Annotated in this window: 24 protein-coding genes; 15 read left to right on the plus strand and 9 right to left on the minus strand. The window is 50.6% G+C overall.

The window, feature by feature from the left end:
- The first annotated feature begins 10 nt into the window (after nt 1-10).
- From narI to CZ787_RS00690, 3 genes are all read left to right on the plus strand, one after another.
- Nucleotides 11-700: a respiratory nitrate reductase subunit gamma gene (gene narI, locus CZ787_RS00680; RefSeq protein WP_087105405.1), complete on the plus strand. Its 690-nt coding sequence runs from the start codon at nt 11-13 to the stop codon at nt 698-700.
- Between the two features lie 25 nt (nt 701-725).
- Nucleotides 726-1,538 (plus strand): peptidylprolyl isomerase, encoded by an 813-nt coding sequence (locus tag CZ787_RS00685; protein ID WP_087105406.1) that lies wholly within the window; start codon nt 726-728, stop codon nt 1,536-1,538.
- Nucleotides 1,539-1,630: 92 nt separating this feature from the next.
- A complete protein-coding gene (locus tag CZ787_RS00690) occupies nt 1,631-1,855 on the plus strand; it encodes a hypothetical protein (protein ID WP_087105407.1) in 225 nt (74 codons plus the stop codon).
- Between the two features lie 178 nt (nt 1,856-2,033).
- Here CZ787_RS00690 and CZ787_RS00695 read toward each other — a convergent pair whose 3' ends face one another.
- Nucleotides 2,034-2,228: a hypothetical protein gene (locus CZ787_RS00695; RefSeq protein ID WP_087105408.1), complete on the minus strand. Its 195-nt coding sequence runs from the start codon at nt 2,226-2,228 to the stop codon at nt 2,034-2,036.
- A gap of 620 nt (nt 2,229-2,848) precedes the next feature.
- On the opposite strand from CZ787_RS00695, the gene CZ787_RS00710 reads away from it, so the two are divergent.
- The 8 genes from CZ787_RS00710 (at nt 2,849) to CZ787_RS00745 (ending at nt 7,027) form a co-directional block, all read left to right on the plus strand.
- Nucleotides 2,849-3,055 (plus strand): hypothetical protein, encoded by a 207-nt coding sequence (locus tag CZ787_RS00710; RefSeq protein ID WP_087105411.1) that lies wholly within the window; start codon nt 2,849-2,851, stop codon nt 3,053-3,055.
- Between the two features lie 275 nt (nt 3,056-3,330).
- Nucleotides 3,331-4,335 (plus strand): aldo/keto reductase, encoded by a 1,005-nt coding sequence (locus CZ787_RS00715; RefSeq protein WP_087105412.1) that lies wholly within the window; start codon nt 3,331-3,333, stop codon nt 4,333-4,335.
- A gap of 125 nt (nt 4,336-4,460) precedes the next feature.
- Entirely contained in the window at nt 4,461-4,616 is a 156-nt protein-coding gene (locus CZ787_RS18760; RefSeq protein WP_176372148.1) for a hypothetical protein, read from the plus strand.
- A 227-nt stretch (nt 4,617-4,843) separates the two neighbouring features.
- Nucleotides 4,844-5,524: a Bax inhibitor-1/YccA family protein gene (locus tag CZ787_RS00725; protein ID WP_087105414.1), complete on the plus strand. Its 681-nt coding sequence runs from the start codon at nt 4,844-4,846 to the stop codon at nt 5,522-5,524.
- An 83-nt stretch (nt 5,525-5,607) separates the two neighbouring features.
- Nucleotides 5,608-5,997: a sulfurtransferase complex subunit TusD gene (gene tusD / locus CZ787_RS00730; RefSeq protein WP_087105415.1), complete on the plus strand. Its 390-nt coding sequence runs from the start codon at nt 5,608-5,610 to the stop codon at nt 5,995-5,997.
- An 11-nt stretch (nt 5,998-6,008) separates the two neighbouring features.
- Complete coding sequence (gene tusC, locus CZ787_RS00735; RefSeq protein ID WP_087105416.1) at nt 6,009-6,374, plus strand: sulfurtransferase complex subunit TusC; 366 nt, start codon at nt 6,009-6,011, stop codon at nt 6,372-6,374.
- A 13-nt stretch (nt 6,375-6,387) separates the two neighbouring features.
- Nucleotides 6,388-6,675, plus strand: coding sequence for a sulfurtransferase complex subunit TusB (tusB, locus tag CZ787_RS00740; RefSeq protein WP_087105417.1), 288 nt, complete (start codon nt 6,388-6,390; stop codon nt 6,673-6,675).
- Between the two features lies 1 nt (nt 6,676).
- Complete coding sequence (locus CZ787_RS00745; RefSeq protein WP_087105418.1) at nt 6,677-7,027, plus strand: TusE/DsrC/DsvC family sulfur relay protein; 351 nt, start codon at nt 6,677-6,679, stop codon at nt 7,025-7,027.
- A 28-nt stretch (nt 7,028-7,055) separates the two neighbouring features.
- Here the strand turns inward: CZ787_RS00745 and CZ787_RS00750 are convergent, their stop codons facing one another.
- Together CZ787_RS00750 and CZ787_RS00755 are read right to left on the minus strand one after the other, a co-directional pair.
- Nucleotides 7,056-7,688 (minus strand): helix-turn-helix domain-containing protein, encoded by a 633-nt coding sequence (locus tag CZ787_RS00750; protein WP_087105577.1) that lies wholly within the window; start codon nt 7,686-7,688, stop codon nt 7,056-7,058.
- Between the two features lie 81 nt (nt 7,689-7,769).
- Complete coding sequence (locus CZ787_RS00755) at nt 7,770-8,711, minus strand: histone deacetylase family protein (protein ID WP_087105419.1); 942 nt, start codon at nt 8,709-8,711, stop codon at nt 7,770-7,772.
- Between the two features lie 105 nt (nt 8,712-8,816).
- Here CZ787_RS00755 and CZ787_RS00760 point away from each other — a divergent pair, with 105 nt between their 5' ends.
- The gene (locus CZ787_RS00760; protein ID WP_087105420.1) at nt 8,817-11,564 is read left to right on the plus strand and encodes a bifunctional acetate--CoA ligase family protein/GNAT family N-acetyltransferase; all 2,748 of its coding nucleotides are present in this window, start codon (nt 8,817-8,819) and stop codon (nt 11,562-11,564) included.
- A 96-nt stretch (nt 11,565-11,660) separates the two neighbouring features.
- On the opposite strand, the gene pdxH is transcribed toward CZ787_RS00760, so the two are convergent.
- The 4 genes from pdxH to CZ787_RS00780 form a co-directional block, all read right to left on the minus strand.
- Nucleotides 11,661-12,305 (minus strand): pyridoxamine 5'-phosphate oxidase, encoded by a 645-nt coding sequence (gene pdxH / locus CZ787_RS00765; protein ID WP_087105421.1) that lies wholly within the window; start codon nt 12,303-12,305, stop codon nt 11,661-11,663.
- Nucleotides 12,306-12,382: 77 nt separating this feature from the next.
- Nucleotides 12,383-12,781 (minus strand): DUF2069 domain-containing protein, encoded by a 399-nt coding sequence (locus CZ787_RS00770; protein ID WP_087105422.1) that lies wholly within the window; start codon nt 12,779-12,781, stop codon nt 12,383-12,385.
- Nucleotides 12,778-13,401, minus strand: coding sequence for an NAD(P)H:quinone oxidoreductase (gene wrbA, locus CZ787_RS00775; RefSeq protein WP_087105423.1), 624 nt, complete (start codon nt 13,399-13,401; stop codon nt 12,778-12,780). The genes CZ787_RS00770 and wrbA overlap by 4 nt, the downstream gene beginning before the upstream one ends.
- A gap of 50 nt (nt 13,402-13,451) precedes the next feature.
- On the minus strand, nt 13,452-13,925 hold the full coding sequence (locus tag CZ787_RS00780) for a gamma-glutamylcyclotransferase family protein (RefSeq protein ID WP_087105424.1): 474 nt from the start codon (nt 13,923-13,925) through the stop codon (nt 13,452-13,454).
- 133 nt (nt 13,926-14,058) lie between these two features.
- On the opposite strand from CZ787_RS00780, the gene smrA reads away from it, so the two are divergent.
- From smrA to CZ787_RS00795, 3 genes are all read left to right on the plus strand, one after another.
- On the plus strand, nt 14,059-14,649 hold the full coding sequence (gene smrA / locus CZ787_RS00785; RefSeq protein WP_087105425.1) for a DNA endonuclease SmrA: 591 nt from the start codon (nt 14,059-14,061) through the stop codon (nt 14,647-14,649).
- Between the two features lie 194 nt (nt 14,650-14,843).
- Nucleotides 14,844-15,218: a helix-turn-helix transcriptional regulator gene (locus CZ787_RS00790; protein WP_087105426.1), complete on the plus strand. Its 375-nt coding sequence runs from the start codon at nt 14,844-14,846 to the stop codon at nt 15,216-15,218.
- Nucleotides 15,212-16,528: a type II toxin-antitoxin system HipA family toxin gene (locus CZ787_RS00795; protein ID WP_087105427.1), complete on the plus strand. Its 1,317-nt coding sequence runs from the start codon at nt 15,212-15,214 to the stop codon at nt 16,526-16,528. The genes CZ787_RS00790 and CZ787_RS00795 overlap by 7 nt, the downstream gene beginning before the upstream one ends.
- A gap of 88 nt (nt 16,529-16,616) precedes the next feature.
- Here CZ787_RS00795 and CZ787_RS00800 read toward each other — a convergent pair whose 3' ends face one another.
- Both CZ787_RS00800 and CZ787_RS00805 read right to left on the minus strand, forming a co-directional pair.
- A complete protein-coding gene (locus tag CZ787_RS00800) occupies nt 16,617-17,159 on the minus strand; it encodes a DUF934 domain-containing protein (protein WP_087105428.1) in 543 nt (180 codons plus the stop codon).
- Entirely contained in the window at nt 17,149-18,804 is a 1,656-nt protein-coding gene (locus tag CZ787_RS00805; protein ID WP_087105429.1) for a nitrite/sulfite reductase, read from the minus strand. Before CZ787_RS00805 ends, CZ787_RS00800 begins: the two co-directional genes overlap by 11 nt.
- Nucleotides 18,805-18,896: the final 92 nt, after the last annotated feature.

Below are 18,896 nucleotides of genomic sequence, written 5' to 3' on the forward strand. Positions count from 1 at the left end.
GAGAATCTCAATGTCCGCCATTACGACTTACCTCGAGTATTTTATCTACGGCTACTATCCCTATCTCGCCGGTACCGTGTTTCTGTTTGGGAGCTTGGTGCGTTTTGACTACGGGCAGTACACCTGGAAGACCGGCTCCAGCCAGATGCTGTCGACCAAAAACATGCGCCTGGCCAGCAACCTCTTCCATATCGGCATCATTACCATCTTTTTTGGTCACTTGGTCGGTCTGCTTACCCCACACTGGATGTATGAGCACTTTCTTCTCCCTAGCACTAAACAACTGCTTGCCGTGGTGATTGGTGGTATTGCCGGCGTGTTGTGTGTGATCGGCGGGGCGATGCTGCTTTATCGGCGGATGTTCAATCCACGTGTGCGTGCCTCATCGAGTAAAATGGATACGCTGATTCTGGCTATTTTGCTTATTCAGGCATGCCTTGGGCTCACTACCATTTTCTTCACGCTGGGCCATATGGATGGTGAAATGATGCTGACATTGGCAAGTTGGGCACAGGCCATTGTGTTCTTTAACGGCGGCGCAGCGAACTATCTGCAGGATGTTTCCTGGATATTCAAGCTGCATATCTTTTTGGGGCTAACCATTATCCTGTTGTTCCCTTTCACTCGGCTAGTGCATGTATGGAGCGCGCCTTTCGGTTATCTGACCCGGCGCTATCAATTAGTGCGTAAACGCGGCTAAGCGCTAATTTATCAGGAGAGTTGTTATGCAAATGATTGATATCGAAGCGCTGCCAAGTGAAGCCACGCTACCCTTGATACAGGTGGGCAGCCGCGCTATTGAAGAAAGCGACATTGCTCATGAAATGCAGTATCACCCCTCAGACAGTGCGGGGAGTGCCCAGCTTAAAGCTGCGCGGGCGTTAGTTGTCCGCGAACTGCTGTGTCAGCAGGCCCAGGCGCAAGGGTTAGTGGCTGACGATGAAATAGCAGATGACAAGGTGATTGCTCAGCTTCTTGAGCAGGCGCTGAACGTGCCGGAGCCCAGCACCGAGGATTGCCAGCGCTTTTATGCGCATCACCCAGAGCGTTTTAGTGAGCCCACACGCTTAAAGGTGCGTCATATTTTGCTGGCTGCGGCGCCTGAAGATGCTGTGGCTCGGGATGCACACTATCAGCAAGGCGTAACACTGCTGGAAACATTGAAGGAAGATCCTGCGCGCTTTACGGAGTTTGCTCAGCGCCACTCAGCATGTCCCTCCAACACCCAAGGTGGGGAACTCGGCTGGTTGGCCCAAGGGCAAACGGTTGCTGAACTTGACCGAGTGCTGCATCACTTACCCAACGGCCTTCATGAGCGGCCCATTGCCTCCCGCTATGGTTGGCACTTGGTGGTGGTTGATGCCCGTGAGGAAGGGCAGTTGCTGCCTTACGAAGCCGTTACCGAACGTGTTCGCCATCACTTGGAAGAACAGGCAACGCGACGTGCATTGCGCCACTACCTGCTGTCATTAGAGGCGGAGATAGGCGTCCAAGGAATCGCGCTTGACGACGACGCAGGCGGTAGTCTGATGCAATAGGGCCACTCTGCATGGTTATCTGCTTGCCCGGACTTTATGGAACCATTTCTTTCTTCTAAGGTTGAAGTGATATAGGAAAAAGGAGAACGGCCATGGAACACGTCGATAAGTGTCAGAAATGTGGTAAGGAATATATCGCCGACGCAAACGATACGGAAAATGCCCTCCCAACGTGTGGCACTTGTGGTGCAGAAATATACAGAAGGGGGGCGAACTCAGAGTTTAGCGTGACAGGTGATAATGATGATGAGCATCCGATTGAAAGGGGGTTGCGAAAAGTCACCGATGAACTTACCGGAGATAAAAAGAAAATTTGATTGAACCGCTTGTGGCTGAAACTCTCATAGACTCCGTCACCCTTGGCCTAGACGTCGTTACGGCTAGCCAAGGGTCGCAGCACGCGCTTCTGAAATTGCTTCTGAAGCGCCGGTTTCTGACTTCAACTGATAATGCTGCCTACGACGCAGCTGAATGTGCAATCATTTAACCAGATTATCACGCTACATCGTTATGCTGCTCTGCTAACGCCCTGCGTAGCTTGGCGTTTTCAGTAGCCAATACCTTGTTTTCGGCAATAAGCCCATATTTTTCAGATTCAAGACTGTCGACACGGTTGATAAGCTGGTTGATAACCAAACGCCGATAAATGGCTGAAAACGCAATTTTGGTACCCTGATGAATAGCGATCATCACTTTCTCCTCCTTGAGTTATGTATCAATCCCGAATACAGGTGATAAAAGACTATAGGCCTTTTTTTATCTGATGTTTCATACTATTTTTAAATCAAAAGAACGTTTCTTATTATTAATTTATATTATTGCATGCGGCATCCTCAATAAGCATGATAAATACGGCTATATTTATAACTATTTATGGTTAATTTTCTACTACTTAACCCGAAGTAGATTAGCAAGTGGTCTCATTGTTTGGCTAGTTGGCTAACTAATAGAGTTGCTAAAGGTTGATAAATAAGTGTGTTTTTCACTATCAATTATACTATGCCTGCTTACAGGCCAGTTTTAGTGTGGCAATCTAAACCCACTGGACAAGGATGTTCAGCAAGGCTTGGTGTCGCTTCGTCAGTTTGCAAGGCAGGTAACCCCCAAACTTCGCAAGCACTGACATCTCATGACAAATCGCGTAAAAGGCAAATCCCATGTCTTTAAAAGCCTTGGCTATCAACTGTACGCTTAAAGCTTCCACAAGAGAGCTAGTCGTCGAATACGCTATTAGGGCGCACATACGCAGTTAACTCACTTTCGGCTAAGCTGTAGAGGTATGTCGCACACAACACAAGGAGTAAGTTTAAATGGCATTTCCGAAACGATGCACCCAATGTGGCAGCGAAAACTACCGTTTCCCTGAAAACACAGACGAAGATGACAATATCTACTGCAGTGCCTGCAATGCCGTCGTGGGAAATAAAAAAGAGCTGGCGAAAGAGGAGTTGGATGATGAAGGCGAGGGCGACCACCAGGTTGAGACGCTACTTAGATCGTTAACTGGTAAAAAATAGCCGCCTCTTTTTGCTTGCTACATTATTATCGTCCACCAGCCTGTCAGGCTGGTGGATGTTCAGCCGTCATACCGGTTAATAGGGTTTGAAAACCTGCCGCCTGAAATTGATGCTTTGATACCGAAGCTCCATGGTTTGCCGTGGGGCTTTCGTTCATTGAGTGCCTTCATTTGTGATACCAGACATAAACAGCAGGCTTAACGGTGTAGTGCGTTGAGTTGTTAATCATTATACGGCATAACGGTACTGCAGAAATTTTCTTTCAGGGAATGCCTATGTCGATGTTTTTCCAGCGTCTTAAAGAAGTGTCTTCGCCTGCTGTTGGCCTTGGCTGTATGAACTTATCTCATGGTTATGGTCAGCAGGTGTCTGAAAAAGACGCCCTGCGAGCATTGCATGAAGCGTTTGAAATGGGATATCGACACTTTGACACCGCGACACTGTATGGGGCCACGGCGAATGAGCGCTTGCTGGGCAATGCCTTAAAAGACAAGCGTCAAGCGCTGTTGTTGGCCAGTAAATGCGGTATGGCGATTGACGTTGAGACGGGAAAGCGGGTTATCAATGGTCGGCCAGACATACTACGTCAACAGTGTGAGGCAAGCCTGACACGTTTAAAGACCGATCATATCGATATCTATTACCTGCACCGGCTTGATCCCGGCGTACCCGTCGAGGAGAGTGTCGGCGCACTGGGTAAATTGGTCGATGAAGGCAAGATAGGCGGTGTGGGGCTGTCGGAGGTTTCAGCGAAAACGCTTTCCAAAGCGCATAAGGAGTATTCCATAGCAGCAGTGCAGTCAGAGTATTCCCTCTGGACGCGCAACCCCGAAATTGCGCTCATTAAAGCCTGCCAAACACTTGATGTGGCGATGGTTGCATTTAGCCCCTTGGGTCGTGGGTTTTTGGCAGGTGCGATTCAGGTCGATACAGTGTTTAGCGAGGGTGATATGCGGGCTAACATGCCACGTTTTAACGCTGACAATCTGCCTAAAAATCTAGCGGTGCTTTCACGCTTTCAGGCGCTAGCCCAGTCGCTTGACGTGACTACCGCCCAATTGGCACTGGCCTGGGTAAATGCGCAAGGTAGCCATATAGTGCCCATTCCTGGGACTTGCTCAATCGCTCATATGCGTGAAAACTTGGCAGCCGATAGTTTGGTGCTCGATAAAAACTATCTCAGTGACCTCAACTCAATGATGACGCCTGAGCAGATAGCCGGTGAACGGTATAGTTCAGCGCAGCAAGCGGACATTGATACGGAAGAATTTAATCAATAGAAAAGGGATGGGGCGCGATTTGTCATGACATGTTTTTTTGTCTAATACCACTATTATTTTCAGCCTACTTTAAGCTAGCATTCAGCAAAAGGCTGGCTATCGCCAGCCTGGTTCAGGAAGCCACCATGATCAAAGCTTTAATCATCTGTTTTGCAATGCTTTTCGTACAGCTTGCGGTACTGCATGTGGTTGATGCCCGGCTATATGCCTCGCAGGATGTTCGCCACACCGCCAGCAGCGCGGTTACTCCGCCGAAAAAAGATGAAGAAATAGAGAGCTAGAAATAGAGTGTTAGTAATCAAGTGTTAAAAAGCACGACTGGTGATGAGGATATTCGTCAGTCGTGCTTTTTTCTGCGATGCGCCTCTATATTAAGCATAGTCGACTATTCTTTCGTTAGTAAAAGGTTGAGTACTTTACGTGAACGAAGCGATAAGGACTTGCGTCTGGAACTTGGTAGCGGCATGCTGGTCTATTGTTAGCACTATTATTTGGGGAGCATATATAGATGGCTTATAACGATCTGAACACGACACAAACACGATCCAGTGGTGTTGCCAACAGCGTCAGCACCAATAAGGTACTGCGCAATACCTACGCATTATTGGCAATGACACTGCTTTTCTCAGCAGTGGCCGCTGGCGCATCAGTGGCTATGGGTATCCAACAAATGAACATCTTTGTGTTCTTTATTGGGGCCTACGGCTTGATGTTCTTGGTACATAAAACGGCGAATTCAGCGGCTGGTTTGCTGGCCACTTTCGCTTTTACCGGTTTTATGGGGTTCACACTGGGACCCATCATTTCAGCCTATTTAACGCTCCCTAACGGTGGCGCGCTGATTATGAATGCGCTGGCAATGACGGGCCTTACCTTCTTTGGCCTTTCAGCGGTCGCGTTAACGACCAAGAAGGATTTTAGCTTCTTAAGCAACTTCCTGCTGGCTGGCGCTATTGTTCTAGTGCTTGCGATGGTCGCGGGCTTGATCTTTAACATTCCTGCCCTGTCACTGATGGTGTCAGCAGGCTTTGTTCTGTTTGCCTCAGCTGCCATTCTGTATCAAACCAGCGAGATCATTCATCGCGCAGGTGAAACGAACTATATTCTGGCAACCGTTACGCTGTATGTTTCTATCTACAATCTGTTTATCAGCCTGCTATCAATTTTAGGTATTATGAGCAACGACTAACCAATAGCGTTGTCAGTTGGTAACCGGACAGACCCTACTCGTAGGGTCTGTCTTTTTTTGGCTATCCGATTCGAGAGACGACAATGGAGTATGGTTTATTGGTGATGGGTGCGCCGTATACCAGCCCCGCACCACACTCTGCTTTAAGGTTTGCTCATACGCTGTTGGCACAGGGACACCACTTGTCAGGCGTATTCTTTTATCATGAAGGTGTGCACAACGCGTCTTCACTCATGGCTCCGCCCCAAGATGAACTTAACCTGCACGATGCCTGGATCGAATTACACCGCGCGCATAACATTCCCCTAGACGTATGCATAGCGGCGGCACTAAGGCGTGGCTTGGCAAGTGAGGCGGAAGCGCTGCGTCATGGTAAAGCATCGTTTAATATAGATGCGCCCTTTGAGTTAACCGGGCTAGGGCAGCTGTTAACTTTGCAGCAGCGCTGTGATCGTTTTATTACGTTTGCCTAACAGGAGAGCTAATGGCTGAGTCAAACAGCTTGCTGGTTATCATTCGTCATGCTCCTTACGGCTCCAACCTGCTTCGAGAAGGGGTGGATACAGCGCTGGTAGCGGCCGCATTTGGACAGCCTGTAGACCTGCTGTTCCTTGGGCAGGGCGCTATGGCGTTATTAAAAGAGCAAGGCAGCGGGGCGCCAGGGCAGAAAGCCAGCCTCCCCACAATAGATATGCTGGAGATGTACGATATCGAGCATCTTTGGACCACGGAAGAGTCCCTGGCCGCTATTGGAGTGCCCACATCAATGCTGCGAAACGATGTGCAGTTTTTGAAAGCTAAAGCAATGCCTGGGTTTCTTCAGCAGTACGCGCAAATACTTAATTTTTAGTGGGATACTCAGTATGTTGCATATTTTAACCAAGGCGCTAAATAGTGATGCGGCGCATCAGATGCAGCAAGCCGTTGGTGAAGAGGATATCGTAGTACTGACGGAAGAAGGTGTACAAGCGGCACTGAAAACGCACTGGGAAGGTTGGCAGGCGTATCAGTCACGCATCTATCTGTTAGCTGAAGATGTCGCGGCGTGGGGCCTAAATACTGCCGTTACCGCTAATGGCTTACCTACGGTTGATATGAACGGGTTCGTTACGTTAACTGAGCACCACCCTCAAATCGTTACGTGGTACTAATATGTCGGATTCAAAAATATACCGTTATCTTGGTCCGGGTAATACAATTGGATTAGACCCTGAAGGGTATCTGGTAGAGCAGTCGGTATGGTCAAAGGCCGTAGCTGAAATGCTGGCCAGCGACGAAGGGCTCGTATTAACCGAAGCACATTGGGAATTAATTGATGTAATGCGTGATTTTTATAAACGCTATGAAATGGCGCCGGCTATGCGTCCCTTGGTAAAAGCCACGAAGAATGCGCTGGGAGAAGAGAAGGGCAAGTCGATGTATTTAATGTCGCTTTTCCCCGGTAGCCCTGCGAAACGTATAGCGCGACTTGCCGGGCTGCCTAAACCAACCAACTGCCTGTAGAAGTGGTAAGTTGAAGGTAGGCTTGATATTAAGCCAAATCTCCTCGGGTACAAACGGATAGAACAACCGCATCATCGGCACTGGTAGATACCAGTGCATGCCCCATATCACTATCGAAATAGATACTGTCGCCTTCAACAAGCAGCAGTGGGGCATAAAACTCGCTGTACAGCATGATATCGCCATGAAGAACCATCAAAAACTCTTCGCCATCATGACGCACCCATTGGTGATATTCGTCAAAGTTGCGTGCGCGCACAATGGTCTTAAAGGGAATCATGCGCTTTTGAGCCAGCTGGTGCCCCAGTAACTCATGCTCATAAGTAGGCGTTGGATGTAGCTGGCCTTTGCCTTTACGCGTTAAGTCTCGCCGCCCCATGGTATAGCGTTCACGTTTGGGCGGCGTAAAGAGCTGAGGCAGGTCGATATTAAGCCCAGTGGTGAGTTTTTGAACGACGCTAAACGTAGGCGAGACTTGATCATTTTCAATCTTTGAAAGAGTAGAGCGTGCTAGCCCAGTACGCTGGCTGACATCTTCCAGCGTCCACTGGTTAGCCAAGCGAATTTGCTTGAGCCGCGCGCCCAAGAGAAGCGGTTCTACAAACGGTTTGCTGCCGGAGGCAATACGCAGTGCGGCATGTTCTTCAGAAGTGGCGGTCATAATGGTCACATAAGAGACAGCAATAGGGACCATAGTAACATAGCGTTAGCGTCTGCCATGGTATTCGCGAGTACAGAATATTTAACCTTCTTCTGAAAAAGGTAGCCCCAGCAAGGCTCTAATATGCGCCTCCACACCTCTTCCTAATGATTTAGGTTCGTAGCCACCTTCCAGTACAGAGACAACGCGGTTATCAGCATAAAGCGCCGCGATCTCCATTGCCAAGTGCGTTATCCAATAAAAATCTTCATCATCCAGGCTGATATCGGCCATCGTATCGTCGCGATGAGCATCAAATCCTGCCGATATCATCACCAGGTCCGGTTTAAACGCATGAAGGGCGGGTAGCCACTGATGCTCAATGAGGCGTCGAAATTCAGCGCTGTCAGTGCCTGATTCTAGCGGCGTATTAACAACATTGTGCCACTCACTACGCAGATAACGCCACGGGTAAAACGGGTACTGAAAGCTTGTACAGATCAGAACATCTGATCTGTCCTTAAAAATATCGATAGTTCCATTACACTGATGGACGTCAAAATCAAGGATAGCGATACGCTTGGCACCATATACGTCACGTGCATGGGCGGCACCTACGGCGATATTGTTATAAAAGCAAAAGCCCATCGCCTCGCTTGCTTCGGCATGATGGCCGGGAGGCCTAACGGCACAAAAAACATTATCAGCGTGGCCCTTAAACACCTGATCAACTGCTTTTATAGTAGCACCAGCGGCTACCCGGGCAGCTTTTAAGCTATCCGGATTCATGAGTGTTTCGCTGTTCAGGGCGACAATGCCTTCAGTAGGCACACATTTCTCTAAAGCATTAAGGTGTCGGGGAGGGTGTACTTTTGCCAACGCCTCAGAACTGGCTTCTTTGGCATCAGACTGCATGGTCTGCTGTAATAAACCGGCAAGTGAGAGGCGAGCGCGAATTGCTTCCAGACGCTGTGGACTTTCAGGGTGTTCTGGTCCCATATGATGCAATGAGCAGTCTGGATGGGTAAGGTAAGAGGTGATCATTCAAGCGCTCCATTGTATTGAGGCCACCTTAATCGCCTCTGGGGCTTGCGCGACAGTGTCAATAAGTCGTACACCGTCGTTATCTACTTCAGGGGAGGCTCAATTTTGAGTACGCGCTTTTTGCATCATTTTTTTGAACCTCGCACGCTCGCCGTGTTTGGCGCCTCTGAAAAGCCGGCCTCGCTGGGCGGATTAGTGCTGAATAACCTGCAAGAGAGCGGCTTTAAAGGCACCTTGTGGGCGGTCAATCCAAAAGGCTATGACCAAGTATTTGGCGTGCCCTGTTTCAGCAGTGTAGCGGGTTTACCCGAAGTGCCGGACTTGGCAGTTGTCTGCTCACCGATTAAAGGCGTTCCCAAATTAATTAAACGCTTGGGCGAGTTTGGTGTGAAAGCTGCGTTGGTGCTTTCCGGAGGCGCTTACCTGGATCGCGATAGCGACAATACCGGTTCTATTCGTGAGCGGATGTTAAAAGCCGCCATTGCCTCAGGTATTCGAGTGTTGGGCCCAGAGTGCATGGGTGTCATCGTCCCAAGCAAGCGTTTGAATGCCTCTTACGCCAGCCAGCCTGTCAAAGCGGGCCGTGTTGCGTACCTGGGCCAATCGGGCATGCTTGCCAACGCCATGATTGATTGGGCCGCTGGACGCGATGTGGGGTTCTCTCACTTGATTACGGTGGGGGATAGCGTCGATGTTTTGTTGCCGGATTTAATCGACTACGTAAATCAGTTTTCACCCGCTCAGGCCATCTTATTACACCTGGAAAGGGTGAATGACGCACAACATTTTATGACCTCTGTGCGCGATGCTTCGCGTAACCGCTTGGTACTTGCCATTAAAAGCGGCCGTACGCCGCAATCCGATATTTCGGGGATGGCACCTACGCCGGGTATTGCTAATCGTGATGTCGTTTTCGATGCGGCGTTTGCGCGCGCTGGGGTGGTAAGGGTCGATGATTCCGATGAGCTATTGGATGCTCTGGAAACGCTCTCGCGCATGAAGCCATTACGCGGTGATCGGTTAGCCATTGTTTCTAATGGCTTGGGTCCAGCCATGCTGGCGATTGATAAGTTGGTTAGCGCAGGCGGTAAGCTTGCCGTGTTTAGCGAGGAAACCCAAGCGGCGCTACATAAAAGCCAAGTCGATATAAGTAAGCCCGGCGAAAACCCGGTTGACTTGGGTGGCAACGCAACCCCCGCGCGCTTTGTTGAGGCGCTGGAAATTGTGGCCGCCGATGCCAATGTCGATGCGGTGCTGGTGGTCCATGCCCCAACACGGTTGGCACCTTCAGCGATGACGGCTCAAGCACTAATTGATAATCGCAAAAAATTTCGGCGTAACTTGCTGACCAGTTGGATGGGCCTGAAGGAAGCCCTGAATGCACGCCATCTCTGCAACATCGCGGGTATACCGACCTATATTTCCCCGGAAAAAGCCGTTAAGGCCTTCATGCACATGGTAATTTACCAGCGTGTTCAAGCCTTGCTGCATGAAATTCCACCGAGCCTGCCATTTTCAACTAGCCCGGAAATACGTGCCCAGTGTCGGTCGCTGATCACCCAGGCAAAAGAGCAGGGGAGAAAGACACTCAGCCATTCAGAAACAGCCCAGGTACTTAAAGCGTATGGTATTCCTACGGCGCCAAGTGTGTATCTGAGCAACCCTGAAGAGGCCGAATCCGCAGCCCAAAAAATCCAGGGGCCGATGGCTCTGAAAGTGGTTCATGAAGGTAATTGCCGGCCTTACCGATACCGTAAACACCCCCATAAAATGTCTGCCGGGCTGCTACAAGACCTGGAAACGCCTGCTGAAGTGGCGCAAGGGGTACATCAGCTGGGTGATAAAGTACGTGAGAAGTTTCCCCAATACACTATTCGCGAGTTCTGCTTACAGCCTATGCAGCGGGGTAAGCACTCCATGCAGATTTGTGCCGGTATTACCCGCGACCCGGTTTTCGGCCCGCTGATTGTGTTTGGCATTGGCGGCTATAAAGTCAATATTTTGGCAGACCGCCAAGTCGCTCTGCCGCCGTTGAACATGAGCCTGGCGGCCGACGTCGTCGGCAGGACGCACGCGGCCTCTTTAATTCGTGAACACTCCGCTGAACCTGAGCGCGACATTCAGCGGCTATGCCAGCTGTTAGTCAAGCTTTCGCAAATGGCATCTGATTTGGGGGACCTGCGAGGGCTGGAGATAAACCCGCTGCTGCTTAATCGTGATGGCATGCTGGCGGTGGATTTTGCGATGGATTTAGGCACGCCTGCGCGCTTTGCCATCATGCCATACCCGGAAGAATTGCGAGAATGGGTAACACTTAAAAATGGCTGGCAGGTAGAGGTGCGCCCCATCAGGGCCGAAGATGCGCCTTTAATTACCGCCTTTCATCGTCAGCTATCGGAAGAGAGTATTCGTTTCCGATACTTCCACAATAAGTCCAACCTCACTCAGCGCGATTTATCGGTTTTGTCACATATTAATTATGATCGACAAATGGCATTTATCGCTGAGCACCAGCACGCAGATGGGAGCAAAGAGATGTTAGGCGTCGTACGCGTGTGGAACGACCCTGACAATATACGCACCGAATTTTCGGTGATCATCCGCGATGATTTACAAGGGCTTGGGATTGGCAGCCTGCTGATGAAGAAAATGGTCAATTACTGCACGCATATCGGCACGCTCGAAATGGTGGGCAAAATCATGGTCGATAACCACCCAATGCGGGCACTAATGAAACACTTGGGGTTCACGTGCCGCTATAACATGGAAGAACAGGTGATTGATGCTGTCCTACGCTTAAATGAACCCGAAAGCGAGTGGCAACGCCTTCGCCTGGAAAGCCTGCCCGATTAACCCGACCAAGTGCATCACCAAGACAGCAGGCCTGCCTAATTAACGTATCACCGAAACAGACCTGCGCTGAACAATAATGAGCGATCTTTATAGGGGTTATGGGGCCAAGCGGAACTGGCTCCACTCTCCACCATCGCGACGCTCGAAACGTATACGGTCATGTAGTCGGCTGGGCTGGCCCTGCCAAAATTCAATCATGTCAGGTTGCAGGCGATAGCCACCCCAATGAATGGGCCGCGGAATTTCTTGCCCCTCATAGGCCTGTTCAAAGCGCTTCTGACGCTCCTCAATCCAGTTACGATCAGGAATGACAACGCTTTGCGTTGCAATCCAGGCGCCTAACTGGCTACCGCGAGGGCGGCTGGCAAAGTACTCATCCGATTCATCCGGCGCAACCTGTTCGACGGAACCTTCAATACGCACTTGGCGAGCGAGCGATGGCCACCAAAACGTCATTGCCGCAAACGGCACATTGCTCAGCTCGCTACCTTTATGGCTATGATAATTGGTGTAAAACACCATACCTTGCTCATCAAAGCCTTTCAGCAATACAACGCGTGCATGCGGCCGCCCTTGGCTATCCACTGTTGCAAGCGTCATGGCATTGGCGTCTTTGTTCTCCTTCTCCATGGCCAGGCTAAACCACTCATCAAACAGCACGAAAGGCCCTTGAGTGACATGGGTTTCATCAAGCCTGCCACCTTCGTAATCACGCCGAATGTCGGCTATGTTGTGAGTCATTAGCGGAACTCCCTAAGTTTTAATAACGCCCTGAATTTTAATAATGTTCGTCACTCTTTAGATAACGCCCAAAACGTTCACTTACCTGTTTGGCGCTGTTGTTGGCTACGAAAACGTGCGTACCCCATGCAACCTACAAAAAGCGCCAGTGATACGAGCGCTTCCACAATGCCATGCACCGTTTGCCCGGGTACAGCGGCTAACATGACACCTTGTGTAACGTAGAGAAGGCTGACAAAGGCGAGCCAGGCATGGCCACGTGCACGCTGGCCAAGAATGGAAGGTAAAAAAAGCACCAGCGGTAAAATAAAGGCCACCACAGGCCGCCAATCAAACGTATCGCTTTGCAATGTAAAGCCACGATAAATAACCAGCAGCAAGAGCAGCGTAAAACTGATCAATACGCACTGCCGAGCACGCAGTGTTAACGTATTTATGCCGTGGCGCTGTTCCAGGCTAGATAGCCACTGCCTCATGATGTCCTCTGGCGCATGGCATTAAGCGCTACTGCTAGTTTAGCCAGTCGTTTGCCTTGTGCCACGCATAGTGCTCGTTCATGTTCATCCACCGAACGGTCGCTACGTGGGCCTGCCAAATGGCTGGCACCGTAAGGCGTGCCTCCGCCTTGGGTGTTTAAAAGGGCCGTTTCACTATAGGGAATGCCTGCATAGACCATTCCGTGGTGTAACAAGGGTACTAACATGGTCAGCAGCGTACTTTCCTGGCCACCGTGCAGGCTGGAGGTCGATGTAAATGCGCAGGCTGGTTTATCGACCAGGGCACCGTTCATCCATAGGCTGCTCGTGTTGTCTAAAAAGTACTTTAAGGGAGCGGCCATATTGCCGAAGCGCGTGGGGCTGCCCAAGGCAAGCGCGCTGCAGTCACGAAGATCATCAAGTTCAACATACACCGCTCCCTCATCAGGGATTTCCGGCGCGACGGCCTCGCAAGTTGTTGAAACTGGTGGCACCGTGCGTAAACGTGCTTCAATGCCTGCAATGCTTTCAATACCCGCGGCCAATTGACGGGCCATGTCGGCCGTCGCCCCTGAGCGAGAATAATAAAGAACCAACACGTAGGGGGTGGTGTTACTCATAAATTTTCCTTGGTCCTGGATGAACGCCGATGAAAGCCCTGTCTAATGCCTTATGGTATCAGAGCTATGTACTTGGCAGGAGATGGCTTTAAAAGATGGTAGCTGGTTTCGGGTAACCTGACGTAAACCCAGACGTCGCTTCCATCCGCTAACCGTTTTTTAACGCGCTCGTACCGAACGCCCAAGCGTTCATAGCGATCAAGCCGCCTTAACGCTTCCGGCGTCACGGTTAATTTTAGGCCTTCGACGTGACTACCAGGCTGGGGAGCTACGTCCAGATCTTGACGCTGATACCCTTGAAGAACCGCCGGTTCTGGATTGCCTAAACTGCCAGTGACTAACCAGCGAATCAGTGGATAACGTAGCGTTCCATAGACAAACAGCTGATGTGTGCGTTGCTCTACTGTTGGCACCTCATCAGGCGGGGAATAGAGCCAAGGACTTAACAGGGTTAGCCACAGCCATGTGGCCGCTGACAGCAGTAATAAACCTGCCAGAGCGATTGTTTTTTTAACCCAGCCCATCCGTTGCCCTTTTAAAAACGTGAGTGGGATAGCCTGGCGTGCCGTTTTACCTTAAGCAAGTGTTGAGCAATCTGCTTAAGCAATACGATATGGTTTGCTAGGATAGGGGTAGACCTTATCGGAGGAGCCTGCAATGAACCAGTCACTTCGTGATGATATGGATTTCCGAGCCTCTGTGGGTGATGTAACGCCGTTGGCACGTAGTAATCAGGCCGACGCAGGTAATCACCGGAAGAAGCCTTCTGCAGCACAGCTTGCACGCAGAGAAAGCGCTCAAGAAGAGCTTAGTGAACGTAATTTTCTATCCGATGACTTTGTTGATTTACTGCCCCCTTTTGATCCTATCGAATACCGTCGAGAAGGCATTCAGCAGGGTGTTGTCGATAAATTAAGGCATGGAGGATATAGCGTACAGGCACAACTTCATTTATTGCGTCGGCCGTTGGCTGAATGTCGCCGCATGCTGTTTCCGTTTATTCAGGAGGCTTATGCTCATGACCTGCGTTCGGTGATGATCGTGCATGGACGAGGACGCGAGCTGGATAGCCCCGCCAACGTACTGCGCTCTTACTTAGCCAAGTGGCTTGGTCAGTTTGAAGAGGTCCAAGCGTATGTCTCGGCTCAGCCATCCGAAGGAGGGTTGGGAGCTACTTGGGTCATGCTACGCAAAAGTCAGCGGGCTAAAGCCAATAACCGTGAGCGTCAGCAAAAAAGACGCGGTTAACCAGGATTTGGTTATCTCTCTTCTCGCTATTGCCATTCTTTCTCACTGCCTCATTAAGTGCCTTAAAAGGCACTTAATGCTAATTATGGTCATTAAAGTCCGCATAAAAGGACTTTGTAAACTGCTTGTATTAATGTGCTATTATAAGGGCACAAAGAGCTTTTTACGCTTATAAGTGCTTATTAGGGGGCTTTATGGGCATTGACGACATGTCGCCTGCAGCTCTTGCGGAAGAGCTGGGGCAGCGCTTGAAGCAGGCACGCCTTAACCAGGATATGACGCAATTAGAAGTGGCTAGGCGTGCGGGGCTGTCCAGAAAGGTGGTGCTGAATGCGGAAAAAGGCAGAGTTCAGTTGGAGGCGCTCGTCGCTATTATGATGGCCCTGAATATGACCTCACAGCTGGATTACTTCTTGCCACCCCCGATGATTTCGCCCTTACAGCTCTCCAAACTCCAGGGGAAGCAGCGCCAGCGTGCTTCGGGGCAGAGTACTTCTAGACAGAGTACTTCTGGACAGAGCACTTCCGAGCAGAGTAGCGCGGATGAAGGGGAGACGCTTGAATGGTAATGGAAGCTGTCGATGTTCATTGCATGGAGCACTACGTAGGCGCTGTTAGTTTCGATACGCGTACCGGACAAGGCGCGTTTGAGTACGATAAGTCGTTTGTGAAAAAGGGGATTGAACTTTCTCCTCTGAAGATGCCATTAGCCAATAGAATATATGCGTTTCCTGAACTTGATTTTAAAACCTTTAAAGGGCTGCCTGGATTAATTGCCGACTCGTTACCCGATGATTTTGGCAACGCGGTATTAAACGCCTGGATTGCCAGCAGAGGGGGGCAGGCCAGCGATATTACGCCGCTTCAGCGACTTCAATATACTGGCAAGCGGGGCATGGGCGCCCTTGAATATACGCCCGCTACGCGGCTAAAAAGCCTGAATGCCTCAAGCCAAGTAGAAATAGCCTCACTGGTAGGCATTGCTCAGGAAATTCTGGATAACCGTGCGAATTTTTCCGTTGAACTTGCGAAAGAGGGCCAGGACGATCGCGAAGCGATGATGGCACTGCTTTCGGTGGGAATGAGTGCTGGCGGCGCTCGGCCCAAAGCCGTGCTGGCATTTAACCAGGATTTCTCCGAGGTGCGTTCAGGCCAAGCGGATGTGCCTAAAGGGTTTACGCACTACTTAATGAAATTTGATGGCGTAAGTGAGCATAACCAAAACCGTGAGATTTTTGGTGACCCGCTGGGTTATGGTGCCATGGAGTATGTGTACTATCGGCTGGCAAAATCCTGCGGTATCGATATGATGCCTAGCCAATTGCTGCAAGAAGGTAAACGCCGACACTTTATAACCCAGCGCTTTGACCGTATCGGGAATCAAAAGCGGCATGTGCAGACGCTAAATGGCATCGCCCACGTGGATTACAACAAACCTGGTTCTTTCTCTTACGCAGAGCTATTTGGCATCGCAAGGCAGCTGCGCCTTTCTGCAGAAGAGGCCGACCAGCTTTTTAGACGTATGGTGTTTAACATCGTGGCGCGAAACCATGATGATCATGCCAAAAACTTTGCCTTTATCCTGAGAAAAGAGCGATGGGCACTCGCGCCAGCTTATGACCTTGCGTATAGCTATAAACCGGGAAGTCGGTGGATTAACAACCACTGGATGAGCTTAAACGGTAAGCGCGATCACTTTACGCGAGACGATTTTTACTCACTTGAAAAGCTTAGCCCACGTTTTACCCGGTCAAAAATCAACGCCATGATCGATGAAACCGTTGAGCACGTTGCGCAGTGGAATGTATTAGCGAAGGAGCACGAAGTGCCCGCCTCACTGATAAACGAAGTAGCTTCCCATCTTCGTCTGAAGCTGTAGACGATGCCGCGTTTAAGCGTTTAAAAAAGCCCCTTTCAAAATAAAAACCGGCCAGGGCATTGCTCCCTGGCCGGTTTTTTTCAGCGGCTTACAGGCTGGCTGTCAGACGACGTTCAAAGAGCGCATGGCGCTCTTCTACATCGGGCTGATAACGAACGCTAAATGAGTTGAACAGGCGTAGCGCATCGTCAGGGTGCTGATCATCGCGTAGCGCCATGGCGTTAAAGCCACAGCGGCGCATGTAGTCGAGCTGGTCAACCAGCACATCACCGACGGCGCGTACTTCACCAGCGTACCCAAAGCGTTCGCGCAGCAGGCGAGCGGTTGAATAGCCACGACCATCGGTAAAGCTTGGGAAGTCGATTGCCACAGCGGGTAGCGGATTCAGTTCAGCTGCCAGCTCAGCGTTAAGCTCGGTGTCACTCAGCAGTAATGGAGCAAGCTCTGCATCCTGCTTGTTCGCCTGCCATAACGTTAACGGCACAAATGCCGGACGCTGTTCAGGAAGATGGGTGTCGTCGTAAGAAACACACCAAGCGTTTTCAGCGGCCAGTTCTCCGTTAAGCAGAAGGTGATCAACATGCACCGGGTTCAGCGTTTCTTCAGTCGGGGTATCCACGTTATTTGGCATACACACGCTCTTTAAAAGGTTTCAGGCCAATCCGACGATAGGTGTCGAGGAAATGCTCATCTTCATGACGCTCGGCAACATAAACCTGCAGCACCTTGTCAACCACGTCCGGAACGTCCTGGCGGAAGAAAGAGGGGCCCAGAATTTTGCCGAGTGATGCATCGTCGGTGGCATTGCCACCAATCGATATTTGATAAAACTCTTCACCTTTCTTGTCGACACCGAGGATGCCGATATGACCCACATGATGGTGACCACATGCGTTCATGCAGCCCGAAATATTAAGATCCAGCGGCCCCAGGTCATACAGGAAATCCAGATCTTCGAAACGTTCCTGCAGCGCCTGGGCGATAGGAATGGAAACGGCATTGGCCAAACTGCAATAGTCACCGCCAGGGCAGCAGATAATATCGTTCAGCGTACCCACGGTAGGGTTGGCCATGCCCAGCGCTTCAAGCTCGTTCCACAGCGCTTCGATTTCATCGACAGGAACATCGGAAAGCACCAGATTCTGTTCGTGGGTCACGCGTATTTCGCTAAAGCTATAGCGATCAGCTAAATCTGCCACGGTATCCATCTGATCGGCAGTGACATCGCCTGGGGCGTGTTCACGGCGCTTGAGCGACAGTGTCACCGCCTTATAGCCAGGCACTTTGTGGTCGGTAACGTTATTGGTCACAAAGCGTGCGAAGCTGCGGTTTTCACTGCGCAAGCGTTCAAAATCAACCGCAGCACTTTCTGCTACCGGGCGACGCTCCGGCTCGGGGAAGTGGCCTTTAGCGACATCAACCGCTGCCTGATTAAGCGTCTGCGGGCCATCTTTTAAATGTGCCCACTCTTCTTCAACGCGGCGGCGATACTCTTCAATGCCCAGCGCTTTGACCAGAATCTTGATACGTGCCTTGAACTTGTTGTCCCGACGACCAAACTGGTTATAAACGCGTACGCAGGCTTCAAGGTAAGTCAGCAGATGCTGCCAGGGTAGGTCTTCACGCACTACCTCAGCAATCATCGGCGTACGACCGAGACCACCACCGGCGAGCACCTTGATGCGCAGTTCGCCTTTTTCGTTGCGCCACAGGCGTAGGCCGATATCGTGAACCTGGATAGCCGCACGATCCTTGGCCGCACCGGTTACCGCAATCTTGAACTTGCGCGGTAGATAGGCGAATTCAGGGTGTAGCGTCGACCACTGGCGGATTAGCTCACACCAAGGGCGCGGGTCTTCCACTTCGTCGTTAGCAATACCGGCGAACTGGTCACTGGTCGTGTTGCGGATACAGTTACCGCTGGTTTGGATGGCGTGCATTTGCACTTTAGCAAGCTCGGCCAGAATATCTGGCACATCTTCCTGCGCAGGCCAGTTCAACTGAAGATTCTGCCGGGTCGTAAAGTGCCCATAACCCCGGTCATAGCGACGGGTAATATCGGCAAGCGAGCGTAACTGGTAACTTGCGAGCATGCCATAGGGAATGGCGATCCGGAGCATCGGTGCATGCCGCTGGATATATAGGCCATTTTGCAGCCGCAGCGGACGAAACTCTTCTTCTCCCAAGCGTCCTGCCAGGTAGCGATCCATCTGGTCACGAAACTGGACGACACGCTCATCAACCAGGGTCTGGTCATGAATATCATAACGGTACATGTGGCACGATCCTGCTAAAAAGCGAAATGGTCACGTCAAAGCGGACATTAATGTAGTGTTACCTTAACGCGTATCTCATATTCTACAAAAGA

Origin of the sequence: Halomonas citrativorans, from assembly GCF_900163645.1 — a bacterium.
GTDB lineage: Bacteria > Pseudomonadota > Gammaproteobacteria > Pseudomonadales > Halomonadaceae > Vreelandella > Vreelandella citrativorans.

What these genes read in the sequence shown, in the direction of transcription:
- tusD (WP_087105415.1), top strand. Translation starts at nt 5,608, where the DNA reads ATGGAGTATGGTTTATTGGTGATGGGTGCGCCGTATACCAGCCCCGCA.
- pdxH (WP_087105421.1), bottom strand. Translation starts at nt 12,305, where the DNA reads ATGACTCACAACATAGCCGACATTCGGCGTGATTACGAAGGTGGCAGG.
- CZ787_RS00800 (WP_087105428.1), bottom strand. Translation starts at nt 17,159, where the DNA reads ATGCCAAATAACGTGGATACCCCGACTGAAGAAACGCTGAACCCGGTG.
- CZ787_RS00715 (WP_087105412.1), top strand. Translation starts at nt 3,331, where the DNA reads ATGTCGATGTTTTTCCAGCGTCTTAAAGAAGTGTCTTCGCCTGCTGTT.
- CZ787_RS00750 (WP_087105577.1), bottom strand. Translation starts at nt 7,688, where the DNA reads ATGACCGCCACTTCTGAAGAACATGCCGCACTGCGTATTGCCTCCGGC.
- CZ787_RS00725 (WP_087105414.1), top strand. Translation starts at nt 4,844, where the DNA reads ATGGCTTATAACGATCTGAACACGACACAAACACGATCCAGTGGTGTT.
- CZ787_RS18760 (WP_176372148.1), top strand. Translation starts at nt 4,461, where the DNA reads ATGATCAAAGCTTTAATCATCTGTTTTGCAATGCTTTTCGTACAGCTT.
- CZ787_RS00755 (WP_087105419.1), bottom strand. Translation starts at nt 8,711, where the DNA reads ATGATCACCTCTTACCTTACCCATCCAGACTGCTCATTGCATCATATG.
- narI (WP_087105405.1), top strand. Translation starts at nt 11, where the DNA reads ATGTCCGCCATTACGACTTACCTCGAGTATTTTATCTACGGCTACTAT.
- wrbA (WP_087105423.1), bottom strand. Translation starts at nt 13,401, where the DNA reads ATGAGTAACACCACCCCCTACGTGTTGGTTCTTTATTATTCTCGCTCA.
- CZ787_RS00805 (WP_087105429.1), bottom strand. Translation starts at nt 18,804, where the DNA reads ATGTACCGTTATGATATTCATGACCAGACCCTGGTTGATGAGCGTGTC.
- CZ787_RS00685 (WP_087105406.1), top strand. Translation starts at nt 726, where the DNA reads ATGCAAATGATTGATATCGAAGCGCTGCCAAGTGAAGCCACGCTACCC.
- CZ787_RS00745 (WP_087105418.1), top strand. Translation starts at nt 6,677, where the DNA reads ATGTCGGATTCAAAAATATACCGTTATCTTGGTCCGGGTAATACAATT.
- tusC (WP_087105416.1), top strand. Translation starts at nt 6,009, where the DNA reads ATGGCTGAGTCAAACAGCTTGCTGGTTATCATTCGTCATGCTCCTTAC.
- smrA (WP_087105425.1), top strand. Translation starts at nt 14,059, where the DNA reads ATGAACCAGTCACTTCGTGATGATATGGATTTCCGAGCCTCTGTGGGT.
- CZ787_RS00710 (WP_087105411.1), top strand. Translation starts at nt 2,849, where the DNA reads ATGGCATTTCCGAAACGATGCACCCAATGTGGCAGCGAAAACTACCGT.
- CZ787_RS00690 (WP_087105407.1), top strand. Translation starts at nt 1,631, where the DNA reads ATGGAACACGTCGATAAGTGTCAGAAATGTGGTAAGGAATATATCGCC.
- CZ787_RS00795 (WP_087105427.1), top strand. Translation starts at nt 15,212, where the DNA reads ATGGTAATGGAAGCTGTCGATGTTCATTGCATGGAGCACTACGTAGGC.
- CZ787_RS00780 (WP_087105424.1), bottom strand. Translation starts at nt 13,925, where the DNA reads ATGGGCTGGGTTAAAAAAACAATCGCTCTGGCAGGTTTATTACTGCTG.
- CZ787_RS00770 (WP_087105422.1), bottom strand. Translation starts at nt 12,781, where the DNA reads ATGAGGCAGTGGCTATCTAGCCTGGAACAGCGCCACGGCATAAATACG.
- CZ787_RS00790 (WP_087105426.1), top strand. Translation starts at nt 14,844, where the DNA reads ATGGGCATTGACGACATGTCGCCTGCAGCTCTTGCGGAAGAGCTGGGG.
- tusB (WP_087105417.1), top strand. Translation starts at nt 6,388, where the DNA reads ATGTTGCATATTTTAACCAAGGCGCTAAATAGTGATGCGGCGCATCAG.
- CZ787_RS00695 (WP_087105408.1), bottom strand. Translation starts at nt 2,228, where the DNA reads ATGATCGCTATTCATCAGGGTACCAAAATTGCGTTTTCAGCCATTTAT.